Origin of the sequence: Streptomyces sp. NPDC006463 (assembly GCF_042870715.1) — a bacterium.
Lineage (GTDB): Bacteria > Actinomycetota > Actinomycetes > Streptomycetales > Streptomycetaceae > Streptomyces.
In genome coordinates this window covers 217,114-240,426 of record NZ_JBIAHP010000008.1, presented here as the reverse complement: position 1 = coordinate 240,426, position 23,313 = coordinate 217,114, and the positions used below count along the sequence as shown (strand labels likewise).

The 23,313-nt window shown below is 69.9% G+C and carries 21 protein-coding genes, 1 tRNA gene and 2 pseudogenes; 11 read left to right on the top strand and 13 right to left on the bottom strand.

What is annotated here, in order from left to right:
* The first annotated feature begins 275 nt into the window (after positions 1-275).
* Complete coding sequence (locus ACFYOB_RS17160; protein WP_388560594.1) at positions 276-1,514, top strand: hypothetical protein; 1,239 nt, start codon at positions 276-278, stop codon at positions 1,512-1,514.
* A gap of 522 nt (positions 1,515-2,036) precedes the next feature.
* Positions 2,037-2,420, top strand: a complete 384-nt coding sequence (locus ACFYOB_RS17155; protein WP_388560592.1) for a tyrosine-type recombinase/integrase — start codon at positions 2,037-2,039, stop codon at positions 2,418-2,420.
* 942 nt (positions 2,421-3,362) lie between these two features.
* Here the strand turns inward: ACFYOB_RS17155 and ACFYOB_RS17150 are convergent.
* A complete protein-coding gene (locus ACFYOB_RS17150) occupies positions 3,363-3,524 on the bottom strand; it encodes a hypothetical protein (RefSeq protein ID WP_388560590.1) in 162 nt (53 codons plus the stop codon).
* A gap of 271 nt (positions 3,525-3,795) precedes the next feature.
* Here ACFYOB_RS17150 and ACFYOB_RS17145 point away from each other — a divergent pair, with 271 nt between their 5' ends.
* Positions 3,796-5,076 (top strand): hypothetical protein, encoded by a 1,281-nt coding sequence (locus ACFYOB_RS17145; RefSeq protein WP_388560588.1) that lies wholly within the window; start codon positions 3,796-3,798, stop codon positions 5,074-5,076.
* Between the two features lie 25 nt (positions 5,077-5,101).
* On the top strand, positions 5,102-5,311 hold the full coding sequence (locus tag ACFYOB_RS17140; RefSeq protein WP_388560586.1) for a hypothetical protein: 210 nt from the start codon (positions 5,102-5,104) through the stop codon (positions 5,309-5,311).
* A 963-nt stretch (positions 5,312-6,274) separates the two neighbouring features.
* On the opposite strand, the gene ACFYOB_RS17135 is transcribed toward ACFYOB_RS17140, so the two are convergent.
* From ACFYOB_RS17135 to ACFYOB_RS17115, 5 genes are read right to left on the bottom strand one after another with little or no spacing between them, the layout of a single operon-like run.
* The gene (locus ACFYOB_RS17135; protein WP_053788613.1) at positions 6,275-6,628 is read right to left on the bottom strand and encodes a DoxX family protein; all 354 of its coding nucleotides are present in this window, start codon (positions 6,626-6,628) and stop codon (positions 6,275-6,277) included.
* Complete coding sequence (locus ACFYOB_RS17130) at positions 6,625-8,598, bottom strand: acetoacetate--CoA ligase (RefSeq protein ID WP_388560584.1); 1,974 nt, start codon at positions 8,596-8,598, stop codon at positions 6,625-6,627. Before ACFYOB_RS17130 ends, ACFYOB_RS17135 begins: the two co-directional genes overlap by 4 nt.
* Positions 8,595-10,226: a bifunctional 3-(3-hydroxy-phenyl)propionate/3-hydroxycinnamic acid hydroxylase gene (locus tag ACFYOB_RS17125; protein WP_388560582.1), complete on the bottom strand. Its 1,632-nt coding sequence runs from the start codon at positions 10,224-10,226 to the stop codon at positions 8,595-8,597. The genes ACFYOB_RS17130 and ACFYOB_RS17125 overlap by 4 nt, the downstream gene beginning before the upstream one ends.
* A 19-nt stretch (positions 10,227-10,245) precedes the next feature.
* Positions 10,246-11,184: a fumarylacetoacetate hydrolase family protein gene (locus ACFYOB_RS17120; protein WP_119094877.1), complete on the bottom strand. Its 939-nt coding sequence runs from the start codon at positions 11,182-11,184 to the stop codon at positions 10,246-10,248.
* A gap of 28 nt (positions 11,185-11,212) precedes the next feature.
* Positions 11,213-12,367, bottom strand: coding sequence for a VOC family protein (locus ACFYOB_RS17115; protein WP_053788670.1), 1,155 nt, complete (start codon positions 12,365-12,367; stop codon positions 11,213-11,215).
* A gap of 135 nt (positions 12,368-12,502) precedes the next feature.
* On the opposite strand from ACFYOB_RS17115, the gene ACFYOB_RS17110 reads away from it, so the two are divergent.
* Positions 12,503-13,138 carry a TetR/AcrR family transcriptional regulator gene (locus ACFYOB_RS17110; protein WP_133896355.1) on the top strand — a complete coding sequence of 212 codons (636 nt, stop codon included), beginning with the start codon at positions 12,503-12,505 and terminating at the stop codon, positions 13,136-13,138.
* Positions 13,139-13,161: 23 nt separating this feature from the next.
* Here the strand turns inward: ACFYOB_RS17110 and ACFYOB_RS17105 are convergent, their stop codons facing one another.
* Positions 13,162-13,638, bottom strand: coding sequence for an LmeA family phospholipid-binding protein (locus ACFYOB_RS17105; protein ID WP_388560734.1), 477 nt, complete (start codon positions 13,636-13,638; stop codon positions 13,162-13,164).
* 560 nt (positions 13,639-14,198) lie between these two features.
* Between ACFYOB_RS17105 and ACFYOB_RS17100 the strand changes: the two genes are divergently transcribed.
* Entirely contained in the window at positions 14,199-15,818 is a 1,620-nt protein-coding gene (locus ACFYOB_RS17100; RefSeq protein WP_119094881.1) for an MFS transporter, read from the top strand.
* Between the two features lie 403 nt (positions 15,819-16,221).
* Here ACFYOB_RS17100 and ACFYOB_RS17095 read toward each other — a convergent pair whose 3' ends face one another.
* The 4 genes from ACFYOB_RS17095 to ACFYOB_RS17080 form a co-directional block, all read right to left on the bottom strand.
* Entirely contained in the window at positions 16,222-16,869 is a 648-nt protein-coding gene (locus tag ACFYOB_RS17095; RefSeq protein ID WP_388560579.1) for a TetR family transcriptional regulator, read from the bottom strand.
* A gap of 104 nt (positions 16,870-16,973) precedes the next feature.
* A complete protein-coding gene (locus ACFYOB_RS17090; RefSeq protein ID WP_388560577.1) occupies positions 16,974-18,071 on the bottom strand; it encodes a catalase family protein in 1,098 nt (365 codons plus the stop codon).
* Between the two features lie 28 nt (positions 18,072-18,099).
* A complete protein-coding gene (locus ACFYOB_RS17085; protein WP_388560575.1) occupies positions 18,100-19,440 on the bottom strand; it encodes a Dyp-type peroxidase in 1,341 nt (446 codons plus the stop codon).
* Positions 19,441-19,453: 13 nt separating this feature from the next.
* Positions 19,454-20,062 (bottom strand): hypothetical protein, encoded by a 609-nt coding sequence (locus ACFYOB_RS17080; RefSeq protein ID WP_053788620.1) that lies wholly within the window; start codon positions 20,060-20,062, stop codon positions 19,454-19,456.
* A gap of 776 nt (positions 20,063-20,838) precedes the next feature.
* Here ACFYOB_RS17080 and ACFYOB_RS17075 point away from each other — a divergent pair.
* From ACFYOB_RS17075 to xerC, 4 genes and pseudogenes are all read left to right on the top strand, one after another.
* Positions 20,839-21,153 (top strand): hypothetical protein, encoded by a 315-nt coding sequence (locus ACFYOB_RS17075; RefSeq protein WP_388560573.1) that lies wholly within the window; start codon positions 20,839-20,841, stop codon positions 21,151-21,153.
* A pseudogene (locus tag ACFYOB_RS17070) lies at positions 21,147-21,203 on the top strand (hypothetical protein); the annotation flags it as partial. The gene ACFYOB_RS17075 and the pseudogene ACFYOB_RS17070, both read left to right, overlap by 7 nt.
* A 277-nt stretch (positions 21,204-21,480) precedes the next feature.
* Positions 21,481-21,528 (top strand): annotated as a pseudogene (locus ACFYOB_RS17065) (hypothetical protein); the annotation flags it as partial.
* A 59-nt stretch (positions 21,529-21,587) separates the two neighbouring features.
* On the top strand, positions 21,588-22,235 hold the full coding sequence (gene xerC, locus ACFYOB_RS17060; RefSeq protein ID WP_388560733.1) for a tyrosine recombinase XerC: 648 nt from the start codon (positions 21,588-21,590) through the stop codon (positions 22,233-22,235).
* Between the two features lie 31 nt (positions 22,236-22,266).
* Here the strand turns inward: xerC and ACFYOB_RS17055 are convergent.
* A tRNA-Pro gene (locus ACFYOB_RS17055) sits at positions 22,267-22,343 on the bottom strand.
* 108 nt (positions 22,344-22,451) lie between these two features.
* Between ACFYOB_RS17055 and ACFYOB_RS17050 the strand changes: the two genes are divergently transcribed.
* A complete protein-coding gene (locus ACFYOB_RS17050; RefSeq protein WP_388560571.1) occupies positions 22,452-22,937 on the top strand; it encodes a DUF309 domain-containing protein in 486 nt (161 codons plus the stop codon).
* Here ACFYOB_RS17050 and ACFYOB_RS17045 read toward each other — a convergent pair.
* A complete protein-coding gene (locus tag ACFYOB_RS17045) occupies positions 22,917-23,309 on the bottom strand; it encodes a VOC family protein (RefSeq protein WP_388560569.1) in 393 nt (130 codons plus the stop codon). The genes ACFYOB_RS17050 and ACFYOB_RS17045 overlap by 21 nt on opposite strands.
* Positions 23,310-23,313 lie beyond the last annotated feature (4 nt).

The following is a 23,313-nucleotide window of genomic DNA, read 5'->3' as shown; positions in this document are numbered from 1 at the left end:
CGTACCGTCACCGACCCGAAGGACCAGATCATGGCGCTGGTCGCCGTCGGGTGGGCACGGAAGGTGCCAGACGATCAGCAGCAGGTGGTGAGCCTGCTCGCCGACGCCGAAGCTGCCACTCGGACCGACGTGGCACCGGACCGTCAGCCCTGGTTGCTTCTCAACATGGAGCGACGCTGGTTGCTGCCGGAGCTGTTCAGCAGGCGGAAGCCCTGGCCCGCACCATCGCTCTCCCGATCTACCGGGACCAGTTGCTCGCACAGGTGGGACAGGCGATGGCTTCTGCCGGGGATTGCCCGCAGGCCGAAGCTCTCGCCCGGAGCATCACCGACCCGGCCTACCAGGCCAAGGTACTTGCCGCGGTCGCGAAAGGTTTGGCCGTCACCGGGGCCTTTCGGGACGCCGAATCCTTGCTCACCGAGACAGAAACCCTCGCCCGCAGCATCACTGACCCGTCACGGCAGGCCCGGGAGTTCGCCGCGCTCGGGACGGCACTGGCGGCCGCCGGAGAACGTTCGCAGGCTCTGACCGTGCTCGACCGCGCCGAAGCCCTGGCCCGCACCGCCGCGGACCCGGAATCCCGGGCATGGGCTCTCGTGGCCGTAGGGCAGGCCTTGGCCGCCACCGGAGCGCATCGGCGAGCGGAAACTCTGGCCGACACCATCACGGTCCCGGTCGGCCGGGCCCGGGTGCTCGTCACGGTCGGCGAACGGTGGGCGATGGCTGGAGAACATCAGCAAGCTGTGGCCACCCTGACCAACGCCGCAGACCATGTCCGCACCCTCCCCGATCCTAACGATCAGGAGCGCGAACTCACCGAGGTGGTGAAGGCGCTCGCTTCTGCGGGCGCCTGCCGACAAGCCGAGATTCTGGCCCGCTCCATCACCCACCGTGTGTTCGACCGGGCGGAGGGGCTTGCGGCCGTCGGGCAGGCGCTGGCCGCGGGTGGGGAGCGCGAACGGGCTGCCGCCCTGCTCTCCGAAGCCGAAACGCTGGCACGCACCGTCACCGACCCGTCCAGCACCCTCGCGGCCGTCGGGCAGGCGCTGGCCGCGTGCGAGGAACCTGAACGGGCTGACGCGCTGCTCTCCGAAGCCGAAACGCTGGCACGTGCCGTCACCGACCCGTCCGACCAGACGTACGGGCTCCTTGCTGTAGCGAGAGCGCTGGTCGCATGCGGGGAGCGCGAACGGGCTGTCGCGCTGCTCGCCGACGCGGTAGTGGTCGCACGTACCATCGCCGACTGGCGCTACCAAGCCCAGATGCTCGGCCTCCTGGGAGAGGAGCTGGCCGCCGCCGGGGCCTGGCGGCAGGCCGAGGCTCTCGCGCACACCATCACAGACCCAGCCGACCAGGTTCAGGTGCTCACGCGCTTGGCGAAGCTCGTCGAACCGTCATGGGCGCGTCAACTCATAGCGAGAGCGCTACGCATGGAGTACTGGAAGTTTCCGTTGCACAGCCTCGGAGTCGTTGACCCATCAGTTCTCGTAGCCGCGGCAGCCGATGTGTGGTGACCGCTGCCCGTTCTGTACGGCGGATCACTTGACCACCTTGCTCCAGGTGAGCTTGCTCCGCTTTGACGGACACTATTGGTGTGGTGGTCAGGCCGCGAGTGGGGGATCTCGTGGCCCGGGCCAGCCCACGGGTCGGGGATGGTGGTCTGAATGTCGCCGCCTGCGGTGTCGGCCTTGAAGTCCGGCGTCCCGCATCAGCCTGGTGACGCGGCGCCGTCCGCATCGGTTGGCCCTCCCGTTGCAGGACATCGTGGACGCGCGGGGGCTGCTTCCCCGCCTCGATAAGCGGGTGCACCGTCACCGGGTCTCCTTCACGAAGAAGTCCGTGGTGGGTTCAACCCATCAGCGCAACACGTGATGATCTTGATGGTGTTGCCGCCCGATCCAGGGCTCACCCCCACAGTGACCCAGGCGACCCGTTCTCCGGACTCGTCTTCTGCAGACCCGACGGCCAGCCACTGCGGCCCCACACCGTCCTCGACCGGCTCCGGCAGCTGTCCAAAGAAGCCGTGGTAACCGCGGGTGACCGTTCACGACCTGCGGCACCTGGCCGCCACGATCACCATCACCGCCGGCGTCCCCCTCACCGTCGTCTCCAAGACTCTGCGGCACTCCACTCTGTCGACCACCGCCAACATCTACAGCCACCTCACCCAACAAGCCGCCCGCGACGCCGTCGACCACACCCTCACCAGGATCCAGAAGCGAAACGACCGACGCGCCTGGCTGGAACGGCTGCGACCATCACGCGACCCCATCCAGCGCCTCCGCGAAACCCTCAACCAGCTCCGCTCCCCTACCCCACACGGCGACTGCGACAGCGCCGATCGGCCGCGCACTCCGGCTGCGACCACACTGCGACCACCACACCCCCGGACGCACGAAAGGCCGCCTTCCCATTTCTGAGAAGACGGCCTCCGACCTGCATAAAGCAAAGTCGGGACGACAGGATTTGAACCTGCGCCCCCTTGACCCCCAGTCGGGACATAAACAGCCGTTCGAGGGCGTATTGCGTTCGCAGGCAGGCGCTGCGTGCACCCATATCCATGGATGCTGGTCCCCAACTGGTCCCCAAGGTCCCTCAACAATCGCCGCGCGGGCGGGCGGCCCAACCGACCTCCACAGCCGACGGCAGCCGTGGTCGCGGTATCCGAGATGGCAGTGGTCCGGGCACTGGAACTGGCAGGCAACCGCCTGATGGCCCGGAACAGCCGGGGTGACCGAGGTGCTCTGCAGCGTGTGGCCCCCTGGGACCGACACTCGTTCTTCCGCGTGACTACGGCTGGCCGGAGCGGGTTCGTGGCGAGGCGGGACACAATCATCACGCCCCGCTCCCGAGTGCCCTGGGGAGACCACGGGAGGTCAGGATGGGCGCACCGGCCCGGGCCTGAATGATCGGGGGGCGTCGGGGGTCAGGCTCCGCCGGCCGCCCCAGCGCGTCCTGTTCGGAGTCTCGCCCTCCACGATCGGCAGGCCGGTCGGCCGCGAGGTGCCCAGGCCGGATGCACGATGCCACTGCAGTACGCACCGAGGGCCGCGAGGAGCAGTTGCGTCTGCACCCGAACGGAAAGCCGAAGTCGATTCCCGCTATGCCGGCCTGACCCGCGATTCCCCGGCCAGCTCAGCGCCCCGCCGAAGAAGCCGGCGACGGACGCCGGGCCGTCCGAGCGCAACTTCTCGCCACCCGTGCCGCGCCCATCTGGACACGGCGAGGCGAGGTTCCCGATGGCACGCTTGACCACCGGTTCATTACGGGGCAGAAGCCTCTGATCCCCAATGCCCGCCAGAGCGGACCAAGCCCAACAAGCAACCCCGGCTCATCGGGCAGTCTCTGCGTGCGCCCTCAGGTCAGCGCAGGCCATCCGTGTCGTCGGACTCTTCGCCGACCGGGAGTGGCCGATGGTCGTCCTCCGAGATCTCGCCATAGACGACCGAGGAGACCGCCTTGTCGTATGCCTCGTCGAGACCGTTCCCGCTTGTGCCGAGCATGTTTTCCCAGTCAATTCCCATACCTGCGATCCTATCCGAACTGCCCGACAGTCTTGGTAATTTGGGACACTGCGGCCGTGCAGCCGCACGGCCTGGAGCTACATCCGCCGACGGATGCACGGGCCCGTGGCCGACCAGGACGATGCGCCCCTCGACGCACGGATCCACACGACCGGCGTGAGCGGCGACGCGCTGCACGCGATGCTGCACCGGCACCCTCCGGGAACTGGCGGGGCCAGCTGGACCACGCTGGCATCGCGGCCTGCCGGGACTCCTGCGGACCCTGTTCCACATGGACGACCGCACCAGTGACAGGCTGTCCGACGTCACGTATCGTCCAGCCGCTCGGAGGCGCACCGAACGGGACGCGGTCTATGAGGCGAACCTCCTCCTGCTCGCCCTCGTCGTCGAAGACGGCGTCCGAGCCTCGGACTTCCTGGCGGTTGCGGATCCCGTCGACCGGTGGTGGCGATGCGCACAGTTCTGGCGCTCCCAGTTCGGTGAGGCGTCCTGGGAAGCCTTCGCCCGTTCGGTGTCTGTGGAGAGAGCCACCACCCCGGCCGACGGCGCCCGCACGGGCGACCTACAGATCTCTCTTCAGGGGACCACCGAACTCGCGGGCGACGTGTCGTGGACCCTGCGCCGCAGTGTGCTGGGGCCGGCCGCTTACCACGACGCACAAGGGGTGGACGCCGCCGATCTGACCAGGCGGCTGTCCCTCCTGTGCGACACGGACGTGCAGCACGTACTCCACGCTCTGGCACCTCTATTGCGGAGCTTGCCAAACACCCTTCGCACGTACCGCGTCGACCAGGAGCAGCGGGCCGTGTCGGGGGCGCACGCCCTCTTGGGCTTGTTGTGCCGGGACGCGCATCAGCCTCTCGCCACACACTATGCCGACGTCCTGGATGTGCTGCGACACCTGCCCGAGCCGGAGCGCCCGCCCGCGACGGACTTCCTTGTACGCCACCTCGTCCATGACGCCGCCTGGCTGCCGGAGGAGATCGTCCAGTCCCTCCTCGTTGAGGTGATCCCACCGGGTACCGCAGGCGACGGGGCGCTATGGGGTGCGCTGTGGCCCGTGCTTGAGGCGTACGTGATCCGCAGGTTGGAACGGGTGGATCCGGAGAAGGAGAAAGCGGAGTTCAAGGCCCTGGTCGGCCACCTCCGCCGTTACGCGGCGCTGTCCGGCGGACCGTGGGAACGCCTGCAGCAGATGCTGAGGGAGGCGGGGAGCACCCAGATCTGGGCGGAGGGGGCATGGGGCCCGGGGAGCGCGGCACTGGAGCGGGGGCGCAGGCTGCTCGAGGAGCTGCCCGCGGACACGCGGGACCCGGGGCTAGTCATCGGACTTCTGCGGCTGGCTCATGAACTGGGGCAGCAGGAGTGGCTTGACGCGCATGCCGAGCCACTCCTGCTGACTCTGCGGCCAGCGGACGTGCTCCGGATGCGCGCGAGCGACGCCGACGTCCTGCGGCCCGTGGTGCGGGACGCCGGACTGCTGGGCTCGCTCGAGATGATCCGGGAAGTCTGGCGTGGTCCCGCCAGGGGCGGCGGGACCGACCCGGGCTAGGGGGGGCTAGGTCGAGGCGCCAACCGTGCTCACGGTCGACGAGCCCCTGCGGATAGCGGATTTCCTGGCCGGCCTCGATGTCAGCCTCGCTCAGATCTCCGAGCGCAAGCTCGGACTAGAAGCGAGGTTTCCCGAGTTCCTCCACCACCTGCTCCCACCGACAAAGGCCACCGTCTGCGGCAATGTGCTCCGTGAGCTGGAGCAGGTCGAACGGGTTCTCGTACGAGCTGCTTGAACGGCAGGCTCCGCTGGCCAGCTGAACAGCATCGTTTGACCGCCCCGAGGCCGCGCTCCACCCTGAGGACTGCCCCGTTCCGCTGCGTTGGCGGCAAGGGGCCTTCCTCCGTTCCGCGCGGAGACGGCCCTGCCGCTCCAAGAGCACATGAACGACAAGGCCCTACCCAACTCCGGTGGTCGGGCGGCACCGATGTCTGCACCACAAGATGACACCTCGGGCATGGGCCAGTAGACCCGCGGAAAGCTTGCTAGAAGGCCATCCGCGTGACGCCGACGACGAGTGCCGCAGGCGCTACTTCACGGAAGTCCACACTGGGGTTAGCCGGGCGACCTCGAGTCGGACGCGTTCGAGTGTCTGTCGGAAGTCGTCGCGCCCGATCACTTCGGCATCAATCAGCTGCGTCGCCGATGCGCTTGTGGCGCACCTTGACCGGGTCAAGGTGCGCCACAAGCGCGTCCAAGAGGGTCTGGTCCCCAACTGGTCCCCAAAAACGATCTTGAGGCCGTATCGGATGCTTCCGATACGGCCTCTGACCTGCGTATTCGCAAGTCGGGACGACAGGATTTGGACCTGCGACCCCTTGACCCCCAGATGGCTGCGTCGGGGCCACAATTGGGACATGTGCCGCTATTTGAGGGCGACTAACGTGCGTGAACGCACCTGCCGTGCACCGGCATGCGGCGTTGCTGGTCCCCATGTGGTCCCCAACCAGGCGCACCTCCACTGCCGGAAGACTCCCCGACGAGACGGGAGCAACCTTCCTCAATTGTGACACTCGCCACCTGCTGGGTCACGATCTCGAAGCGCGGAGGGGCAGCCTGCCGAGCAGCGCCGGCGGATACCGGTGCCGCCGTGGCCGCAGGAGCTGCCGGGGAAAGGACCGTCTCCGCGCTCCGAGCGCTGCGGACAGGAGAACCGTGAATGCGAGAAGGCGTCAACGGGCCGCCCCGCTGTGGGCCGTCAGCCGGTACCGATCGCCACTCCGGCGTACGCCACCGCCGTCAGGGCAAGGACGACGGCGGGCAGGGCACGCACGGGCGGGTCGCCGTGGCGCAGGTGGGCCACGGCGGCCCCGGTCATCAGCAGCGCCAGCCCGATCGCGGCGGCCATCCCGAGTGGGGTGGAAGCCAGTCCGAGTACCAGTCCGAGGGCTCCGGCCACTTCCAGGGTGCCGACGAGGCGGTAGAGGCCCGGCGGCATGCCGAGGTGTGCTGCCGCCCGGCGCATGAACGGCACCGCGGCGATCTTCGCCGCTCCCAGTGGCAGGAAGACCAGGGTCAGGAGGGCAGCGAGGGTGATCTGCGCGGCTGTCATGTCGACCGGCCCCGGCGCTCGGCGCCCATCTGGGCGAAGTAGTCGATGAGGTCGGGGGCGTCCACGGCTGCCGGATTGACGACCTGCTCGACCGGGGCGCCCTGGAGGAGGCGTTTGACGGGGACTTCGAGTTTCTTGCCGGTGCGGGTGTGCGGGATGCCGGGGACTTCGAGGATCTCGTCGGGGACGTGGCGGGGTGAGGCGCCGGTCCGGATCGCCTCCTTGATCTTCTCGCGGAGCGGGTCGTCCAGGGTCGCGTCGACGGCGAGGACCACGAACAGGGGCATCCAGTAGCCGCCGTCGGGTTCTTCCGCGCCGATGACGAGGGCCTCGGTGATCTCGGGGAGGCGTTCGACGACGTCGTGGATGTCGGCGCTGCCCAGGCGTACGCCGTTGCGGTTGAGCGTGCTGTCGGAGCGGCCGTGGACGACCACCGAGCCGTGAGAGGTGAGGGTGATCCAGTCGCCGTGGCGCCACACGCCGGGGTGGGAGGAGAAGTAGGCGTCGCGGTAGCGGGCGCCGTCGGGGTCGTTCCAGAAGTACAGCGGCATGGACGGCATCGGGCGGGTGACGACCAGCTCCCCGACCTGGTCCACGATCGGGACGCCCTCGGCGTCGTACGCGGCCAGGGCCACGCCCAGGTGGGGTGCTGAGAGCTCTCCCGCCCAGACCGGTGTGTTGGGGGCGCTGCCGGCGAATCCGGAGACGACGTCCGTGCCGCCGCTGATGGACGCGAGCAGGACGTGGTCGCCGACGTGGTGGCGGACCCAGGGGTAGGCGGAGGCCGGCAGGGCGGAGCCGGTGCAGCCGACTCCGCGGATCGACGACAGGTCGTGCGCCGAGGGGTCGATGCCGTACTTGGCCATGCCCAGCAGGTACTGGGGGCTGGTGCCGAAGACGGTCACCCGGTGGCGCGCGGCCAGCTCCCACAGGACGTCGAGCTTGGCACAGGGCGCCGGACTGCCGTCGTAGGTGCACGTGGTGGCGCCGGTGAGCAGCGTGGAGGCGACCAGGTTCCACATCATCCAGTGGGTGGTGGTGTACCACAGGAGGCGGTCGCCGGGACCGAGGTCGGAGTGCAGTCCGAGGGTTTTGAGGTGTTCGAGCAGGACGCCGCCGTGGCCGTGGACGATGCCCTTGGGCAGGCCGGTGGTGCCCGAGGAGAACACGACCCACAGCGGGTGGTCGAACGGCACCGACGTGCAGGTGAGTTCCTCGGTGCGGGTGGTGGCGTCCTCCCACGGCACCACCAGTGACGGGTATGCGTGTGACGGCCACGGCAGGCCCACGTGGTCCACCAGCAGCGCGGCCTTCAGCGTCGGCAGCGCGCCGGCGAGTTCGAGGGCGGCCTCGCGGCGGTCGTGGGTGGTGCCGTTGAAGAGGTAGCCGTCGGCGGAGATCAGGACGGTGGGTTCGAGCTGGGCGAAGCGGTCGGCGGCGGCCTTGGGGGCGTAGTCCTGCCCGCAGACCGACCACACCGCGCCCAGGCTCGCGGCGGCGAGAAACGCGACGATTGCGTGCGGGGTGTTGGGGAGGTAGCCGACGACCCGGTCCCCCTTGCCGACGCCCAGGTCGCGCAGGGTGGCGGCGACGGAAGCGACCTGGGCGCGCAGCCGGTTGCCGGTCACCTCGTGGCTGGAGCCGGTCTCGTCGAGGGCGATGATCGCCACAGTGTCGTCGGTGAGGTTGCGCAGGGCGTGGTGGGTGTAGTTGAGGGTGGCGCCCGGGAACCAGCGGGCGCCCGGCATCCGCTCCTCGGCCAGCACCTGGTCGTACGGGGAGTCCGCGTCGATGTCGAAGTAGTCCCACACCGCGCCCCAGAAGCCTTCCAGGTCGGTGACCGACCAGTGGTGCAGGGCGGCGTAGTCGGTGCCGTCGAGACCCGAGTGGCGGGCGAAGTCCGTAATGCGGCTGTCGGCGACGGCCTGCGGATCGGGCGTCGTGAAGGGTTCCGGGTACGGCCTGGTCATCGTGTGGCGCTCCTCAGCAGGCTTTTCTCGACGGTCCGTGGGGAAGGGTGGGGGCTGCGCGTGGTGTGCAGGAGAGAGGCCCAGGCGGCGGTGTCCGTGAAGCCGTGGCCCCCGGCTGGGACGATGTCCATGACGACGCGGTCGGGGCGGAGCAGGACGGCGTCCGCCCGGCCGGCGCGCAGCCAGGCGGTGAGGGTGCCGTCGTCACGGAGGTCGGTGACGGAGATCGCCGGGACGCCGAGCCCGTGGGCGAGGGCGCGCAGCGAGGGCCAGGGTTCGGCGGCGGTCAGGACGCTGAAGGTGTCGCCGAGCAGTTCGTCGAGACGGGAGCGCCGGCCGTCGAGTCCCACCACCCATGGTTGCGGGCAGTGGGTGCCCACGAGGCTCCTGCGCATACGGCGCCGGACGAGGGGCCCGGCGGCTAGGGGTGGGCTGAGGTCGCGGCCCGCCGCCGCCGAGAGGCCGGGTATGCGGCAGGCCGCGGCCAGGATCCTGCGGCGCAGTGCGGCGGCGCCGTCCTGGCCGCCGGTCATGGCCCAGCCCATGGCGACCGCGAGCCGGATCGCGCGCCGCGCGTGTGGCTTGCGCTCGCTCTCGTAGGTGTCCAGCAGCCGTTCGTCGCCGCCCTGGCCCAGGACGCGGGCCAGTTTCCAGGTGAGGTTGTGGGCATCACGCAGGCCCGAGCACAGCCCCTGCCCGATGAACGGCGGGGTGAGGTGGGCGGCGTCGCCGAGGAGGAAGACCCGTCCGCTGCGCCACCGGTCGGCCACCCGCGCCCGGAAGGTGTACTGCGTCTCCCGTACGACTTCGAAGTCCCCGTCGTACGAGGGCGACAGCCACGGGGCGATCAGTTCGCGGACCGGTTGCTGCCCGTCTTGCAGCCGGAACTCCCAGCGGTAGCGGTCCTCACCGACGCGCATGAACGTCGCCGGCCGGTGCGGGTCGCAGACCTGGTCGACGCCTTCCCAGCAGCGGACGTCGGCCTTCGTGCGGACGTCGATGACGGTCCAGCGTTCCTCGAAGCGCAGGTCCTCCCATGCGGCGCCGATCGCGTCGCGGGTGAGGCTGCCCGCGCCGTCGCAGCCGAGGACCGCCTCGGCCCACAGATGGTGCTCACCGTCGTCGTCGCGGTAGGTCACCCGAACGGGGCCGGTGGTGTCCGGGCCGACGCCGGCGACCTCGATACCGCCCCGCAGTTCGCACTCCGGGCTGCGGGCGAGGGCGTCGCGCAGCAGTCGTTCCAGCTCGGGCTGGTCGAACATGCTGGTCTGCGGGTAGCCGTGATGGCCGTGCTCGGAGCGCCGAAACTCGGCCATGACCCGGTGCCGGGCATCCAGCAGCCGAAGTCCTTTCGCGGGGCGGGCGATCGCGTCGAACTCCTCGCCCACGCCCGCGGCCTGGAGGATGCGGCGCACCTCGTCGTCGGTGGCGACGGCACGCGGGAGCGGGTAGAGGTCCTGGTGGCGTTCCAGGATGACGGTGCGGATACCGCGCCGGGCGAGGAGGAGGGCGGCGGTCACGCCCACCGGCCCGGCGCCGATGATCACGACGGGTGCGGGGTCTGTCTGCGCGGGCCCGGGTGCGGGAGCGGGTGTGGTGTCCCGGGGTCCGGCCTGGTCGGCGGTCATGTGCGGCTCACCTCGGGTCTTACTTCGCGTCCGTGACGGGCGTGCGCTGCTCGCCGAGGTCGATCCGCCCGTCCGCGGTCGAGATCGTCGCCGTGATCACGTCACCCGTGTGCAGGTAGTGCGGGTTACGGGCCTGGCTCTTGAAGAACGCCTTCCACTTCACGGCGGGCGGCAGCAGCGCGCCGATCTTCTCGACGGCCTTGGGCGGGGCCTTGAGGGCCGTGCCGCCGGGGGTCCCGGTGAGCAGCAGGTCGCCGGGGTCGAGGGTCTGGAAGCGGGCCAGCAAGGTCAGCGCCTGTGCCGGGCGGACGATCATGTCGGCGAGGGTGCGGTCCTGACGCAGCTCGCCGTTGACCGACAGCCGCAGCCGCAGATCGAGGAGGTGGGCGAAGTCCTCGGGCTCCAGCAGCGCCAGGTAGGGGCCGGTCGGTGTGAAGGTCGGGTAGGACTTGCTCTCGTAGAACTGCGTCTTGGTGAGCTGCACGTCACGGGCGCTGACGTCGTTCGTGATCACCAGTCCGGCGACGTACGAGGGCAGGTCCCGCTCCTCGACGACAGTGCCGACGGGCAGGGGTGCGCCCATGACGAGCCCGAGTTCGATCTCGTAGTCGAGGAACTTCACGTGCGACGGCCGGACGATCGCCTCGCCCGGGCCACTCACCGACCCGGACGCCTTGCGGAAGAAGGCGGGCGGGATGTCGCCGGTGAAGCCCGAGTCGCGAGCGTGGCTGCGGTAGTTGACCATCTGGGCGACCACCCGGCAGGGGGTGGTGACCGGCGAGAGGGCGACCAGGTCGGCGAAGGGCGTGCCCGCCTCCCCGGAGAGGGCGGCCTCGTGCACGGCCGCCCGGTCGGCGATCAGCTCGGCGGTGGTGGCGGCCTTGGTGTCGACGGGGACGGCCCGGTCGCCGCGGAGGACCCACCATCCGTCGGCGGTGCGCAGGACGTTGGTGCTCATATCAGTACCTTCGTGAGGGGGTTGGGGTTCAGGACTTGGCGGCTTTGAGCAGGCCCAGCAGGCGTGCCGGGTCCATCTCGTTGTCGCCTCGCAGGGCTTCGATGACGTCACGGACCCGCTGAGGGGAGGGGCTCGCGCCGAGGAAGTCGCGAGTGGCAGGAGGTCCCCACTGGGCGAGGCCGGTGGTCGACATGGGTGCCCAGCCGGGCTCCAGGTCGCAGGAGAACAGGTCGCCGTCGGCGAAGTGCTCCAGCATGAAGCGGTCGGGGTCGCGCCAGTAGTCGAAGAGCTGGCTGCCCTGGATGTGCCGGCCGATCCCCCAGCTGCGCTGGTAGCCGCGCTCAGCCAGGTACTCGCCGCCGGTGGCGATCGAGTCGAGGTCGGTCACCTGGTAGGCAGAGTGGACGTAGCCGTTGCCCGGGCCCAGGTGCATGGCCAGCGTGTGGTGGTCAACGGCCCGGCTGCCCTGGTCACAGCGGATGAACGCCATCGTCGGGCCACGGCCGCGCTGGCCGTCCAGGAACAGGAAGTCGGACACGATCATCCCGAGGGTGTCCAGGTACCAGTCGAGGGCGCGCCCGAACACCCGCGTCTCCAGGACCACATGGCCCAGACGCTGGATGCGGGAGGGTTCACGCGGCGGGCGCTGGGTGACGTTCGTGCGACGGTGATTGGTGCCGAAGTTGAGCAGCAGCGGCTGCTGCTCGGGCAGCGCCGGCAGTTCCTCCGCGCAGTGCACGACCCGGACCGGGAAGCCGGAGGGGTCGAGCAGGTCGACCGCCTTGCCGCCGCCGGGAACGTCCGCGTCCCGTACGGACGTGCCCGTGGCTCGGGCCAGCCGGTCCAGGTCGGCCCGCTCGGCGGCGCGGAACGCCGGGCCGATGAAACGGGAGGTCCGGCCGCGCCGGATCACCATGCACGGCGAGCCGGCGAAGGTGCCCCGCAGCCACAGCTCGCTCTCGCTCCGGGCGGCGATACCGAAGCCGAAGTCCCGGGCGAAGACCTCGGCCCGGTCCAGGTCGCGCTTCTCGAACTCCAGCCATGCCAGGTCGGCCACCTTGATCAGGGGGTTGCGGGAGCGCCCGGGATGTTCGCCGCGCAGGGCGCCCTGCGCGCTGTGGAGGTCCTGATGGGCCGTTTTGACGTCCGGGACGCCGACTGCGTTGATGCGGGTTTCGGACATGGTGTCCTCCAAGCAACATTGCCGTAATGAGGAAATCATCAAGTGTGACAGTTCTGTCGTCAAGGCGTTCGCGGCAGGAAATGATGACTTCATCAGGACTGCGATCGTCATCGTCTCCGCGGTTAGACTTTGCGTATGCCTACGTCAGCCCCGCCCAGCAACCGATTCGAGCGGCGTCGCGCCGAGACCCGCGGAGCTCTCGTCCGCGCGGCCCGCCAGATACTCGCCGAGACCGGGGACACCAGCGTCAGCATCCAGGTGATCGCCGAGCGCGCCGACGTCGGCTTCGGCTCGTTCTACAACCACTTCGACTCGAAGACGGAGCTGTTCGAGGCCGCGGTGCAGGACGCGCTGGAGGAGTTCGGCCAGACCTTCGACGAGCGCTTGGCCGGGATCGACGACCCCGCGGAGCTCGTCTCGACGGGCTTCCGGCTCAGCGCCCGCATGGCCGAGTCGCACCCGGAGCTGATGCAGGTGCTGCGCCGCCGGGGCCTGGGCCACATCCACTCGGACAACGGCCTGGCCCGGCGGGCGCTGCGGGACGTCGAGGTGGGCATGGCCTCCGGCCGCTTCACCGCCGTCGACCCGGTGGTCGCCTTGTCTGCCCTGGGCGGGACCCTGCTGTCCCTGGTGGAGCTGCGATTCGCCCGGCCCGATGTGGACGGCGACGATGCCGCGGTGAACCTCGCCGAGATGGTCCTGCGCATGCTGGGCGTCCCGCCGGACGACGCCCACGAGGTAGCCCGGCGCCCCCTCCCCGACCTCGCCTGACCGATCCCCGGCGTCCGCTCCCTCTACGCGGTGGACGACGAGCTCGGACGGAAGGTGACCGAGTGGCCGGTGACGCGGGCGTCGATCCCGTTCTCCGTGGTGGTGACCGAGCGTAGGTGCAGCCCCTTGGGGACGTTCTCCAGCGGGACGGGCTCTTCCAGGGCCTTGTCGAGCAGCGCCTTCAGGGGCGGGATCAGCTCACCCTGGACCGTACGGACGTCCGTGAAGGCTATGCGGTCGCCCTTCGCCGCCGAGACTGCCGCACTCACGGTCACGTCGCCGGCGAGCGGCAGACTGACCGTCGCGTTGATCCGGCCCGGCTCGTCACCTCGCGACAGGCTCACGCCGAGCGCGGCCGACACGTCCTCGTACGACAGGAACGCGGTCGCCTCGACCCTGCGGGCATGGGACTCGTCGGCGCTCCCCGAGGTCCTCAGACCGTCGAGGCCGACCGACAGCTTCGTCACCGGCAGGGGCCGGGTCGAGCCGTCGGCAGGTATGTCGTGGGCAGTGAGGTCGACGTGACTCAGGCGCCCTCAGCCAGCTGTGTCGGCACGGGGAAGCCCCTAGCTGGGCGCCAAGGGCGCATGCGCCGGCCCGAGCCCTCGGACGCAGGTGACGGCGCGGTCGCCGTCCAGCCCATCGCGATCAGAGCGGCGGTCGCGGCGCGTCTGCGGCCGTTGCCCCGCGCGGTGATCGACGCCGCCGCGTCACGCGGGAGGGCGAAGCGCGCCAGCGCGGTGACGGCGTCCCACGCGGGAGCCCCCGGCGCCGCGAATGCCTACCGGAGCGCCTGTGCAGGGCCCTCCGCCAGGCCCTCCGCGAGCGCGGGTCCGGTTGCGCCCTGAAGCGTCGGTGACGTGCGCGCGGGTCATGTCGGAGCCGCCGGTCGATGGGGCATGGACCCGATAGTTGCACAGCGATGGGCAATAAACTAACCTGCACACGAGTGGGCAATTAACTGCCCCCGGTGCCCCGCCGGTCCACGGCCGCGCCCGCCCTTCACACCCCATCTGCGAACCCCGAAGCCTCCGCTTCGCCTCCTGCCAAGGAGTTTTCGATGCCGCTCATTGCGAACACACCCGCCGAGAAGATGACCGGGCCCTATCCACGGCGCTGGTGGGCCCTGCTGGTGCTCTGCCTGAGCCTGCTGATCGTGGTCATGGCGAACACGTCGCTCGTCGTCGCCGCGCCGGACCTCTCGAAGGATCTAGGGCTGTCCAGCAGTGACCTCCAGTGGGTCATCGACGGCTACACCGTCCCGTACGCCGCGCTGATGCTCGTCCTGGGCGCGATCGGCGACAAATACAGCCGCCGCGGCGCACTCGTCCTGGGCCTGCTGATCTTCGCGGGCGGTTCGGTGATGGGCGGCCTGGTCCACGAGACCGACCTGGTCATCATCGCCCGCGCGACCATGGGCGTCGGTGCCGCCGTCGTCATGCCGGCCACCCTTTCGCTGCTGGTCGCGATCTTCCCCAGGGCGGAGCGCGCCAAGGCCATCACGGCCTGGAGCGCCACGTCCGGTCTCGCCATCGCCGCCGGCCCGGTGGCCGCCGGCTGGCTGCTGGAGGAGCACGCCTGGGGCTCCACCTTTCTCATGAACGTCCCGCTGGCGGTCCTCGGCGTCATCGGAGCACTGCTCCTGGTGCCGCCGTCCAAGGCGGAGGTCATGGGCCGGATCGACTACGTCGGCGGTCTGCTCTCGATCGTCTTCATCGGCAGCCTGGTCTACGCGACCATCGAGGGCCCGCACTTCGGTTGGGGCGCCGGCCCGATCAGTGCGGCCGTCGTCGCCGCTGTCGGCCTGGCGGCCTTCGTGGCCTGGGAGTTGAAGCATCCGAACCCGATGCTGGACGTGCGCAAGTTCAAGGAGCGCCCCTTCAGCGGCTCGATGCTCGCGGTGCTGTTCTTCTTCTTCGGCACCTTCGGTTCGATCTACTACTCCACCCAGTTCCTGCAGTTCGTTCTCGAGTACAACGCCCTGGCGACCGGCATACGCCTTCTGCCGCTGGCCGGAGCCGTCTTCGTCGGCGCCGCGGTCACCGGCAAGCTGGCCCCGAAGCTGGGCGTGAAGCTGGTCGTGGGCGCCGGTATGGTGATCGGCACGGCGGGCGTCTTCCTGCTCACGCAGATCGAGTCGGGTTCAACGTACTCGGACTTCCTGACGCCCCTGCTGATGCTCGGCTTCGCGATCGGCCTGAGCCTGTCCCCGGCCACCGACACCATCATGGGCTCCTTCCCCGAGTCCGAGCTGGGCGTCGGCGGCGGCGCCAACGACACGGCGCTGGAACTCGGCTGCGCCTTGGGTATCGCCGTGCTCGGCTCGCTCCTCGCCACGTCCTACAAGGACAAGCTGACCGACATGGTCGGCGGTCGCCTCCCGGCCGAGGCGATGGACACCGCCAAGGACTCAGTGGGCGGCGGCCTCGCGGTCGCCGAGCACATCGCCAAGACCCCGGGCGGTGGCCCCCAGCAGGCTCAGACCCTGATCGAGGCGGTGCACGAGTCCTTCGCCCACGCCATCGCGCACACCAGCCTCATCGGCGCGATCATCATGGGCGCCGGCACCCTGATCGTCATTGCGGTGCTGCCCGGCCGCAAGGCCACCGGGAAGCACCGCCAGGAGGAATCGGCGGCGGCGGAAGCAGCGGCCGAGAGCGAAACCGTGGGCGCCGTCTGAGCCCCACAGGTTCGGCGCGACCCATGACCGCCGACCGGAGGCCGGAAGCCCGATCCGGCCTCCTCCACCCAGAACGGGCCGTGCCTGAGCGGCGCACGGCCCTGGACGGTGCCGGGAGGGGACACCCGGCACCGTCCCTTTTTGTTGATGCCGGGCCGGTCGTCGACGACGATGTCGTCGTAGTGTCGTCAACCGTCTTGTCCCCGGCCGGTGTCCCGTCGTCCGACGACTCGTCGCTCGCGTCCTCGGTGGCGACGCCCCCCGGTGCCGCCGCCGCGACCTCGCTTCCCAGCGCCGCGGGGCTCGACGTCACCACAACGTCGGAGGCGGGGCACACGTGCCAAGACCCCGATGCCCTCGCACCGGGGTCTGTTCCACCTCTGCACCAACAGCTGGCTGCGACTCAGCTATCGGCGACGGCTTCCGCCGCGATCGCGGCGGCCACGTCATCGACCACGAGGCGTGCCTGCTTCTCCAGCACACCGGCCGCGATGAGCGTGGCGACGGCCGTACGCGTCCCGTCGTCCTCCAGCGCGCCGGTGTTGACCTCTTCCAGCAGGGCGACCGTCATCCCCTCCAGGCCGGCACCCATGACCGCGGGCGGCAGGTGGGAGTGGAAGACGCCGTCCCGCTGCCCCCGTTCCAGAATGGCGGTGACCTTGACGCGGGCGGGCTCGAGGATCTCGGTGACCCGTTCCATGCCCAGGTCCCGCTGGGCCAGCGCCAGGAGCATCCGGTACCGGTCGCCCACCGGCCACATCGACAACGAGAAGCGCGCGAGCGCCCGCTCGGCCGGGTCCGCCGCCTTCACCCCGGCCGCCGCGGCGGCCTGGAGAGCCTCGGCGGCCTCCTCGGCCAGCGCCTCCAGGAGCGCCGCCCGTCCGGGGAAGTGCCCGAAAAGAGTGCGCCTGACGACACCGGAGGCGCGCGCCAGCTCCTCCAGAGTGGTGTCGGGGTTCCGCCCGAGCTCCTGGCGCGCGGTGGCCAGGATGCGCGCCCGGTTGGACCGTGCATTGCGTCGCTGCGGCACACGGCCAACGGGCTGGGACACGGAAGAACCTCGATGATGAAAACCGGACGGAGAACGGGCACATCCATTCTGACACGTGAGTCCCGGCCCGATCCGGGGCCTCATCCGCGGATCGGCCTGCCTGATCAGGCGGGAAGCTCCTTGATGCTTGCCGGCTCCTGGGGGTCGACCCCGTTGAGCCGGTGGCGGAAGTCGCTGGAGCTGGGATAGGCGGCGCGGCGGGAGCGCATGATGGAGCCCAGCGGCCGGTGGGCCTCCAGGGCATGCCAGGGGCTGAAGGAGAGGACGTCGTCCGCGTAGCGGCGGCGGGCGTCGCTGTAGGCGTCCTGTGCGGGCAGGTGGAGCACGGCCACGACTTCGTGGGGTGACAGCTCCTCGGGCCACAGGACTGACGCGTCCTCCACGGGCATGCGGTCGATGTCCGTGCACAGCTGGGCGCGGATGTCGTACTCGGCGCTGTTGTGCGCGAAGAAGTCGACGACGAGGTCGCGCAGCGCCGACTCGCCCGCCTTCTTCTCGACAGGTCGGCCGGTCAGGGCCCGCACGTTGGCGGAGCGCGGCGCGGCCGAGATCTTGGCGACGTGGTCGCCGTAGCGCAGAGCGGCCATGGAGTGGAACGTCTCGCCGAGGATGTGGTGGTTGGCGGCGGCCAGGGTCTCCACGGCCGGTGGCAGCGGGCGTCCCACGCGGGTGAGGGCCTTGGCGGCGGCGCGGGCGGCCAGCCCGGTGAGCTGGAGCTGCTGGTCGCTCTGGCGGGGCTGCTTTTCCAGCAGGTCCTGGAGTTTGGCGTACTCGGCGATGTTCCCGAAGGGAAGGGTGGGGTGGTTGACGAGGAGGAAGTCCTGGGTGGTGTGGCCGTCGTCGAGGGTGCGGGGGCCGGGCGCGCCGATGACCTTGATGGCGATGCCGCGCTGGACGGGTACCTGGTCGGAGCGCAGGTCGCCGGGGGCGGAGGAGAAGCGGACGATCACCGGGTAGGCGGCCGGTTCGGCGAAGAGGCCCTGGGCCAGGTGGTCGGGGAGATTGGAGTGGATGCGCAGTTCGCCGGCGAGGACGCCGTGACTCTTGGCGTGGGCGTCGCGCAGGCCGTGCCGGTGCTTGTCGGCGACTTGCTGGTTGGCCTTGCCCATGGCCTCGACGACTTGCCGGATCAGTTCCTCCTCGTCGGGGAAGGGCTGTTCGAGGTCGGGGTGGTACTTGACGTACGTGCGGGGTGTGGTCATGGGCGGCCTCCGCGCGAGGGTACTGGGGTCAGTTGCTGCCGAGCCAGCGGATGGCGGACAGGCTGGGCATGAAGAAGTACTCGCCGCCGAGCAGGGTGTTGAAGGACTGGATGTTCTGCACCCTGCGGGGCGGAGTGCCGGGCACCGTGAAGTAGGCGCCCTTGTCCTGCAAGGAGATCATCGGGTCCTTCTCTTTGCCCAGGCCCATGAAGTTTCCGGAACCGACCCACTCGCTCTGCAGGAACTCGACGTTGTCGATCGCGCGTGCGCCGAGGGCGATGAAGTCCAGGCCGCGCGGCTTGCCGTCGTCCTTGAGCCGGTCCGGGGGCAGCGGGGCGCCGTAGGAGGTGCCGCGGCGGACGATCCGGCGGATGTTGACGTCAGTGAGGACCGTCAGCTTGGTGTCGCGCGGGTTCATCCGGCGGATGTGGGAACCCAGCGGTGTGCGCAGTCCGCGCGGGTCGGCGGCGTAGTCGAAGTCGTTGATCCGGTTCGGGTCCTCGCCGATCGCAGGATCGTCGCGCTCGGGGGCCGGGGCCAGGGGTGCGCCACTGCGCCAGCGGCCGACGAGCTTGGCGGCCAGCAGTTCGCGTTCGGCTTCTGTACGGGCGTTGTCGTGCAGCCACTTGTTGAAGGCGGCGACGTGGGAGTGGTACTTGCGGAAGACCACGTAGGTGCCGTTGCGGCCGAGGACGTCCGGAGCCGGAACGGGCAGCGGGACGCCTGTCTCGCTCGGGTACCCGAGCACGAACTCGCCCGCCTTGATCGGGCGCCCGTCGCCGGGCAGCGGTTCGGCGCCGCTGCCCTCGACCACCGGCTGACTGAAGCCGTCCCGGTAGCCGAACACATTGAACCCGTCGGCCGCGAAGTCCTGGTGGGACAGCAGCCGCACACCCGGAACCTCACCCAACTCCTTCTCGTAGGCGGCGACTTCGGCACGCCAGTCGTCCTCGCTCGCGGCGTACACCGTGACGGCGACGTGCACGCGCGACGTACCGAAGGGGAACTCCCAGTTCTTGGGCGCGTTCACGCCGGTGTCGCGCAGCCGCTCGGCGCGGGCGGCCATTCCGGCACGGAAGTTGGCGGGGAAGGAGGCCAGTGATGTCTCCGGCACGCCCAGCGCCACCAGTCCCTGATAGCTGAGGGCGAGGGCCAGCCAGGACGGCTGCGGTTCGTCCCAGCGGGCCGCCGAGGTCACCCGCGGAGCCAGTCTGCGCAGCAGTTCCCTGCCCGCCGCGGGCTCGGTGATCTCCAGGATCGCGTGGGTACCGAAGTAGGGCTCAGGCCGGGCCCGCAGCAGAGTCGCCTGGATGTCGTGGAGATCCAGGGTCGGGGGCCGGCGCAGCCGCCGGAACAGCGGGGAAGGCATGGTGCGCCTGCCCTCAGTTGAGGTCCGACAGGAAGCGCTGCACCGCGGCCTCCTGCCGCTTGAGCCGGTGGGCTTCCGCGACGGTGAGGTTGGGATGGGCGACGAACCACGCTTCCGCCGGGATCTGGTACTTGACGATGAAGTCCTTCACGTCGGGCGAGGTGATGCCGGGCCAGCCCTCCACGTTGGTGAACAGGTAGTCCATGAAGTCGGGGATCTTGGTGGCGAAGTCGTCGATGTAAGGGTCCCACTCGCCGTCGAAGGCGGTCGCGAACAGCAGCTTAGTGTCGTTGTCGAGGAACACGAAGCGCATGTTGTGCAGCGTGCCGACCTGACCGGCGCCCGCAAGATTCCCACCGACCAGCTTGAAGAACTTCCGCAGGCGTTCGGCGCCGTTCGGCTTCAGCGGCAGGATCGTGGTCAGCTCGGACACCTCACCGCTCTTGGCTCCGATTCGGCCGGCGGTGGTGACGGCATGCTCGGCCATCTCCTCCTTGTCGGCCAGCAACTCGGCAACGCGGAGCTTGAGCGCGATCTTCGCGTCCGCCAGCGTCGACTCGACGCGCTCACGGACGGCCTCGGGCAGCTTCTGGAACTTCGCTTGCAGATCGGTCTCGCTCATGGCACCTCTCCTTGTGGTCCGGCGTCGACCGCCGGCCGACGCTGTACGGCGACTCGGCAGAGCCGCATCAATAGGATCGTGAGGGTTTTCACATAAGTCGCGAATCAGCCACTTCTCCACATGAGGCGCGGCGATGCGAGGCAAGTTTGAGCATTTCCGCACAACTGATTACATCATCAGTTTGTGCGCGTGCTTTGTCAACGCGCCACTCGCCTGAACTACACGGGGCACCTTCTCAAGGTTCAGCGGCCGCCAGAACCTCGGCGTTGCCGCCGACGTGCTGGCATCAAGGACGCCCAGCACGTGACGTCGATGCCGGCCACCGGGCGGCTCCCCGCCCCCTTGTCCATGGCACGCGCAGACGCCGCCTCCGGACAACAACAGGCGCAGCGCGTCCAGGCACCTTGGCGGTAGGACGACCACAGCCCCGGTCCGGCTGGCGAGCGCACGGGACATGCAGGACATGGACGGCTCCCGGAACTTCCCATCCCGCGCCGGCTTCTCCGCCTGGGATCAACCAGGACCAAGATCCGGACCATTCCCGTACCAGTCCTCACCAGAGAGCCCTCGCCTGCCGCGATTTCCGCAGGTCAGCATGGGTGCGGCTGCTGTACCACCAGCAGACGAAGAATCTGCTGCCACGCTCCCGGATAGGCCCCTTGGCGCGCCAACAAGGGAAACGCCCTGGTCACGCACCTTCGGGCGGCATGGTGGTCGCTTGTGGTCGCACGCTGGAAGAACCCCACCCCCGTTCCCGCCTCCCGGAGGCGATCCCCATGCGTACCAGCGCCGGCCGCGGCCGGATCTACCGCCGCTGCGGCTGCCGAGACCCCCAGCACCACCAGCTCGGCACCCACTGCCCCCACCTGACCACCGACAGCCAGCACGGCACCTGGAACTTCGCCGTCGACGTCCCCACCCCAGACCACCACCGCACCACCGTCCGCCGAGGCGGATTCCCCACCCAAGACTCCGCCGAGCAGGCCCTGGGCCCGTTCCTCGAGGGTGAGGCCGGCGGATACACGCCGACCCGAGCCAGACCGTCGCTGCCTACCTCAACACCTGGCTGGCCGCGAAGGCCCTCGTGCTGAAGCCGACCACAATGGCCCGCTACCGCGACTACGTCCGCAACGACCTCACCCCGGCCTTCGGCACCCTCAAGCTCGACCAGCTCGCCCACAGGCACATCTCGGCCTACGTCACCTGCCAGCTCGCCGCCGGCCGCGGCGAAACCACCCTCTACCGGTGCCTTGCCACCCTCTCCAGCGCCCTCGGCGACGCCGTCAGGGCAGCACCGCCTGCCTCACAACCCCGCCAGTCCCCCGGTCCTGCGCCGCCCTCCGTCGCCGGAGCGTCACATCTGGACAGCGGACGAGGCCGCCCGCTTCCTCATCTACTGCCACCAGGCCGATCCCGAGATGGCCGACCTGTTCGAGTTCCTCATCGGCACCGGCCTCCGCAAGGGCGAAGCCCTCGGACTCCACTGGGACGACGTCCACCTTGACCAGGGCGTCTTCTACGTCCGCTGCACCCTCTCCGCCATCGACAACAACCACCTCGTCATCACCAACCGAAGACCCGGTCGAGCCGCGGCTGGGTCGCCATCTCACCCCGCGTTGCCACCGCCCTCCGGCACCACGCGCAAACAATGCCTCGAACGCGCGGCGATCCTGACGATCCGTTCGCCGGACTGGTCTTCTGCCGACCCGACGGCCGTCCTCTCGGCCCCCACCAGGTCCTGGACCGGCTCCACCGGCTCTCCGAGGAAGCGGGCGTCCCCAGGATCTCGGTGCACGACCTGCGCCATCTGGCCGCCACGATCACCATCACAGCCGGCGTGCCGCTCACCGTCGTCTCCAAGACGCTGCGGCACTCCACCCTGTCGACGACCGCCAACATCTACAGCCACCTCACCCAACAGGCAGCCCGCGAAGCCGTCGACACCATCGACCACACGCTCAGCGGAGCCGAGAAGGCCAACCACCAAACGGGCCGCCTGGCGTGGCTGCGACCACCACGCGACCACATCCTCCGGCTCAGCGAGCTTGTCCGCCGACTCCGCTCCCCCGCGCCGCCGGCCTTCAGCGCCACGGCCAACCTGCCACGGACTGGACGTGCGACCACATTGCGACCACCATGGCTCCGAACGCGCGAAAGGCCGCCCTCTCTTTAGCGAGAGAACGGCCTCCGACCTGCGTAAACGCTGGTCGGGACGACAGGATTTGAACCTGCGACCCCTTGACCCCCAGTCAAGTGCGCTACCAAGCTGCGCCACGTCCCGATGTGCTCTCGACCTGGGGTTTCCCCCTGCTCGGCGGCACATGCAGAACATTACCCCACGCAGACGGGTGTGCATGCACCGGTAATCGACGAGGGAGAGGATGGGGTGGTGAACACACGCGATCGGGATGCCGAAGGGCGGGCGCGCAGCGCTCGGCCCAGGGACGGGCTGGGGCGGCCGCTGCCCTACGGGGCGCCCGGGGTGGAGCGGCAGCCCGAGGGGGTGGTGCGCTCACCCGCCCAGACCGTCCGGGAGGCGCAGCGGCTACTGGACGCCGGGATGCCGTTCCACGCGCACGAGGTGTTCGAGGACGCCTGGAAGTCCGCGCCCGGGGCCGCGGCTGCCCCGCTCTGGCGGGGGCTCGCGCAGCTCGCGGTAGGGCTGACGCACGCCGCGCGCGGGAACCCGGTCGGCGGGGCGCGGCTGCTGCACCGCGGGGCCGCCGGGATCGAGGGGCTGGACGGGCGGCCGTACGGGGTCGACGTGGCGGGCCTGGTGCGCTGGGCCCGGGAGCTGGCCGGCCGGGTCGCGGACGGCGGCCCGGCCGTCGATGCCGCGCGGGAGGCGCCGCGGCTAGCGGGCGGGCTGGAGTAGGTCCCAGCGGTTGCCGTAGAGGTCCTCGAAGACGGCCACGGAGCCGTACGCCTCGTGGCGCGGCTCCTCCAGGAAGCGGACGCCCTCGGCGGCCATCCGGGCGTGGTCGCGGGCGAAGTCGTCGGTGTAGAGGAAGAAGCCGACCCGGCCGCCCGTCTGGTCGCCCACCCGGGAGCGCTGGGCCTCGTCCTTGGCACGGGCCAGCAGCAGCGCGGTCTCCTTGGCGCCGGGTGGGCGGACGACGACCCAGCGGGAGCCGTCCGGGCGCTCGGTGTCCTCGGCGAGGTCGAAGCCGAGGGCGCGCGTGTAGAAGTCGATGGCTTCCTCGTAGTCGTGGACCACGAGGGCGGTGAGGGCGATGTGGGTGGGCATGACC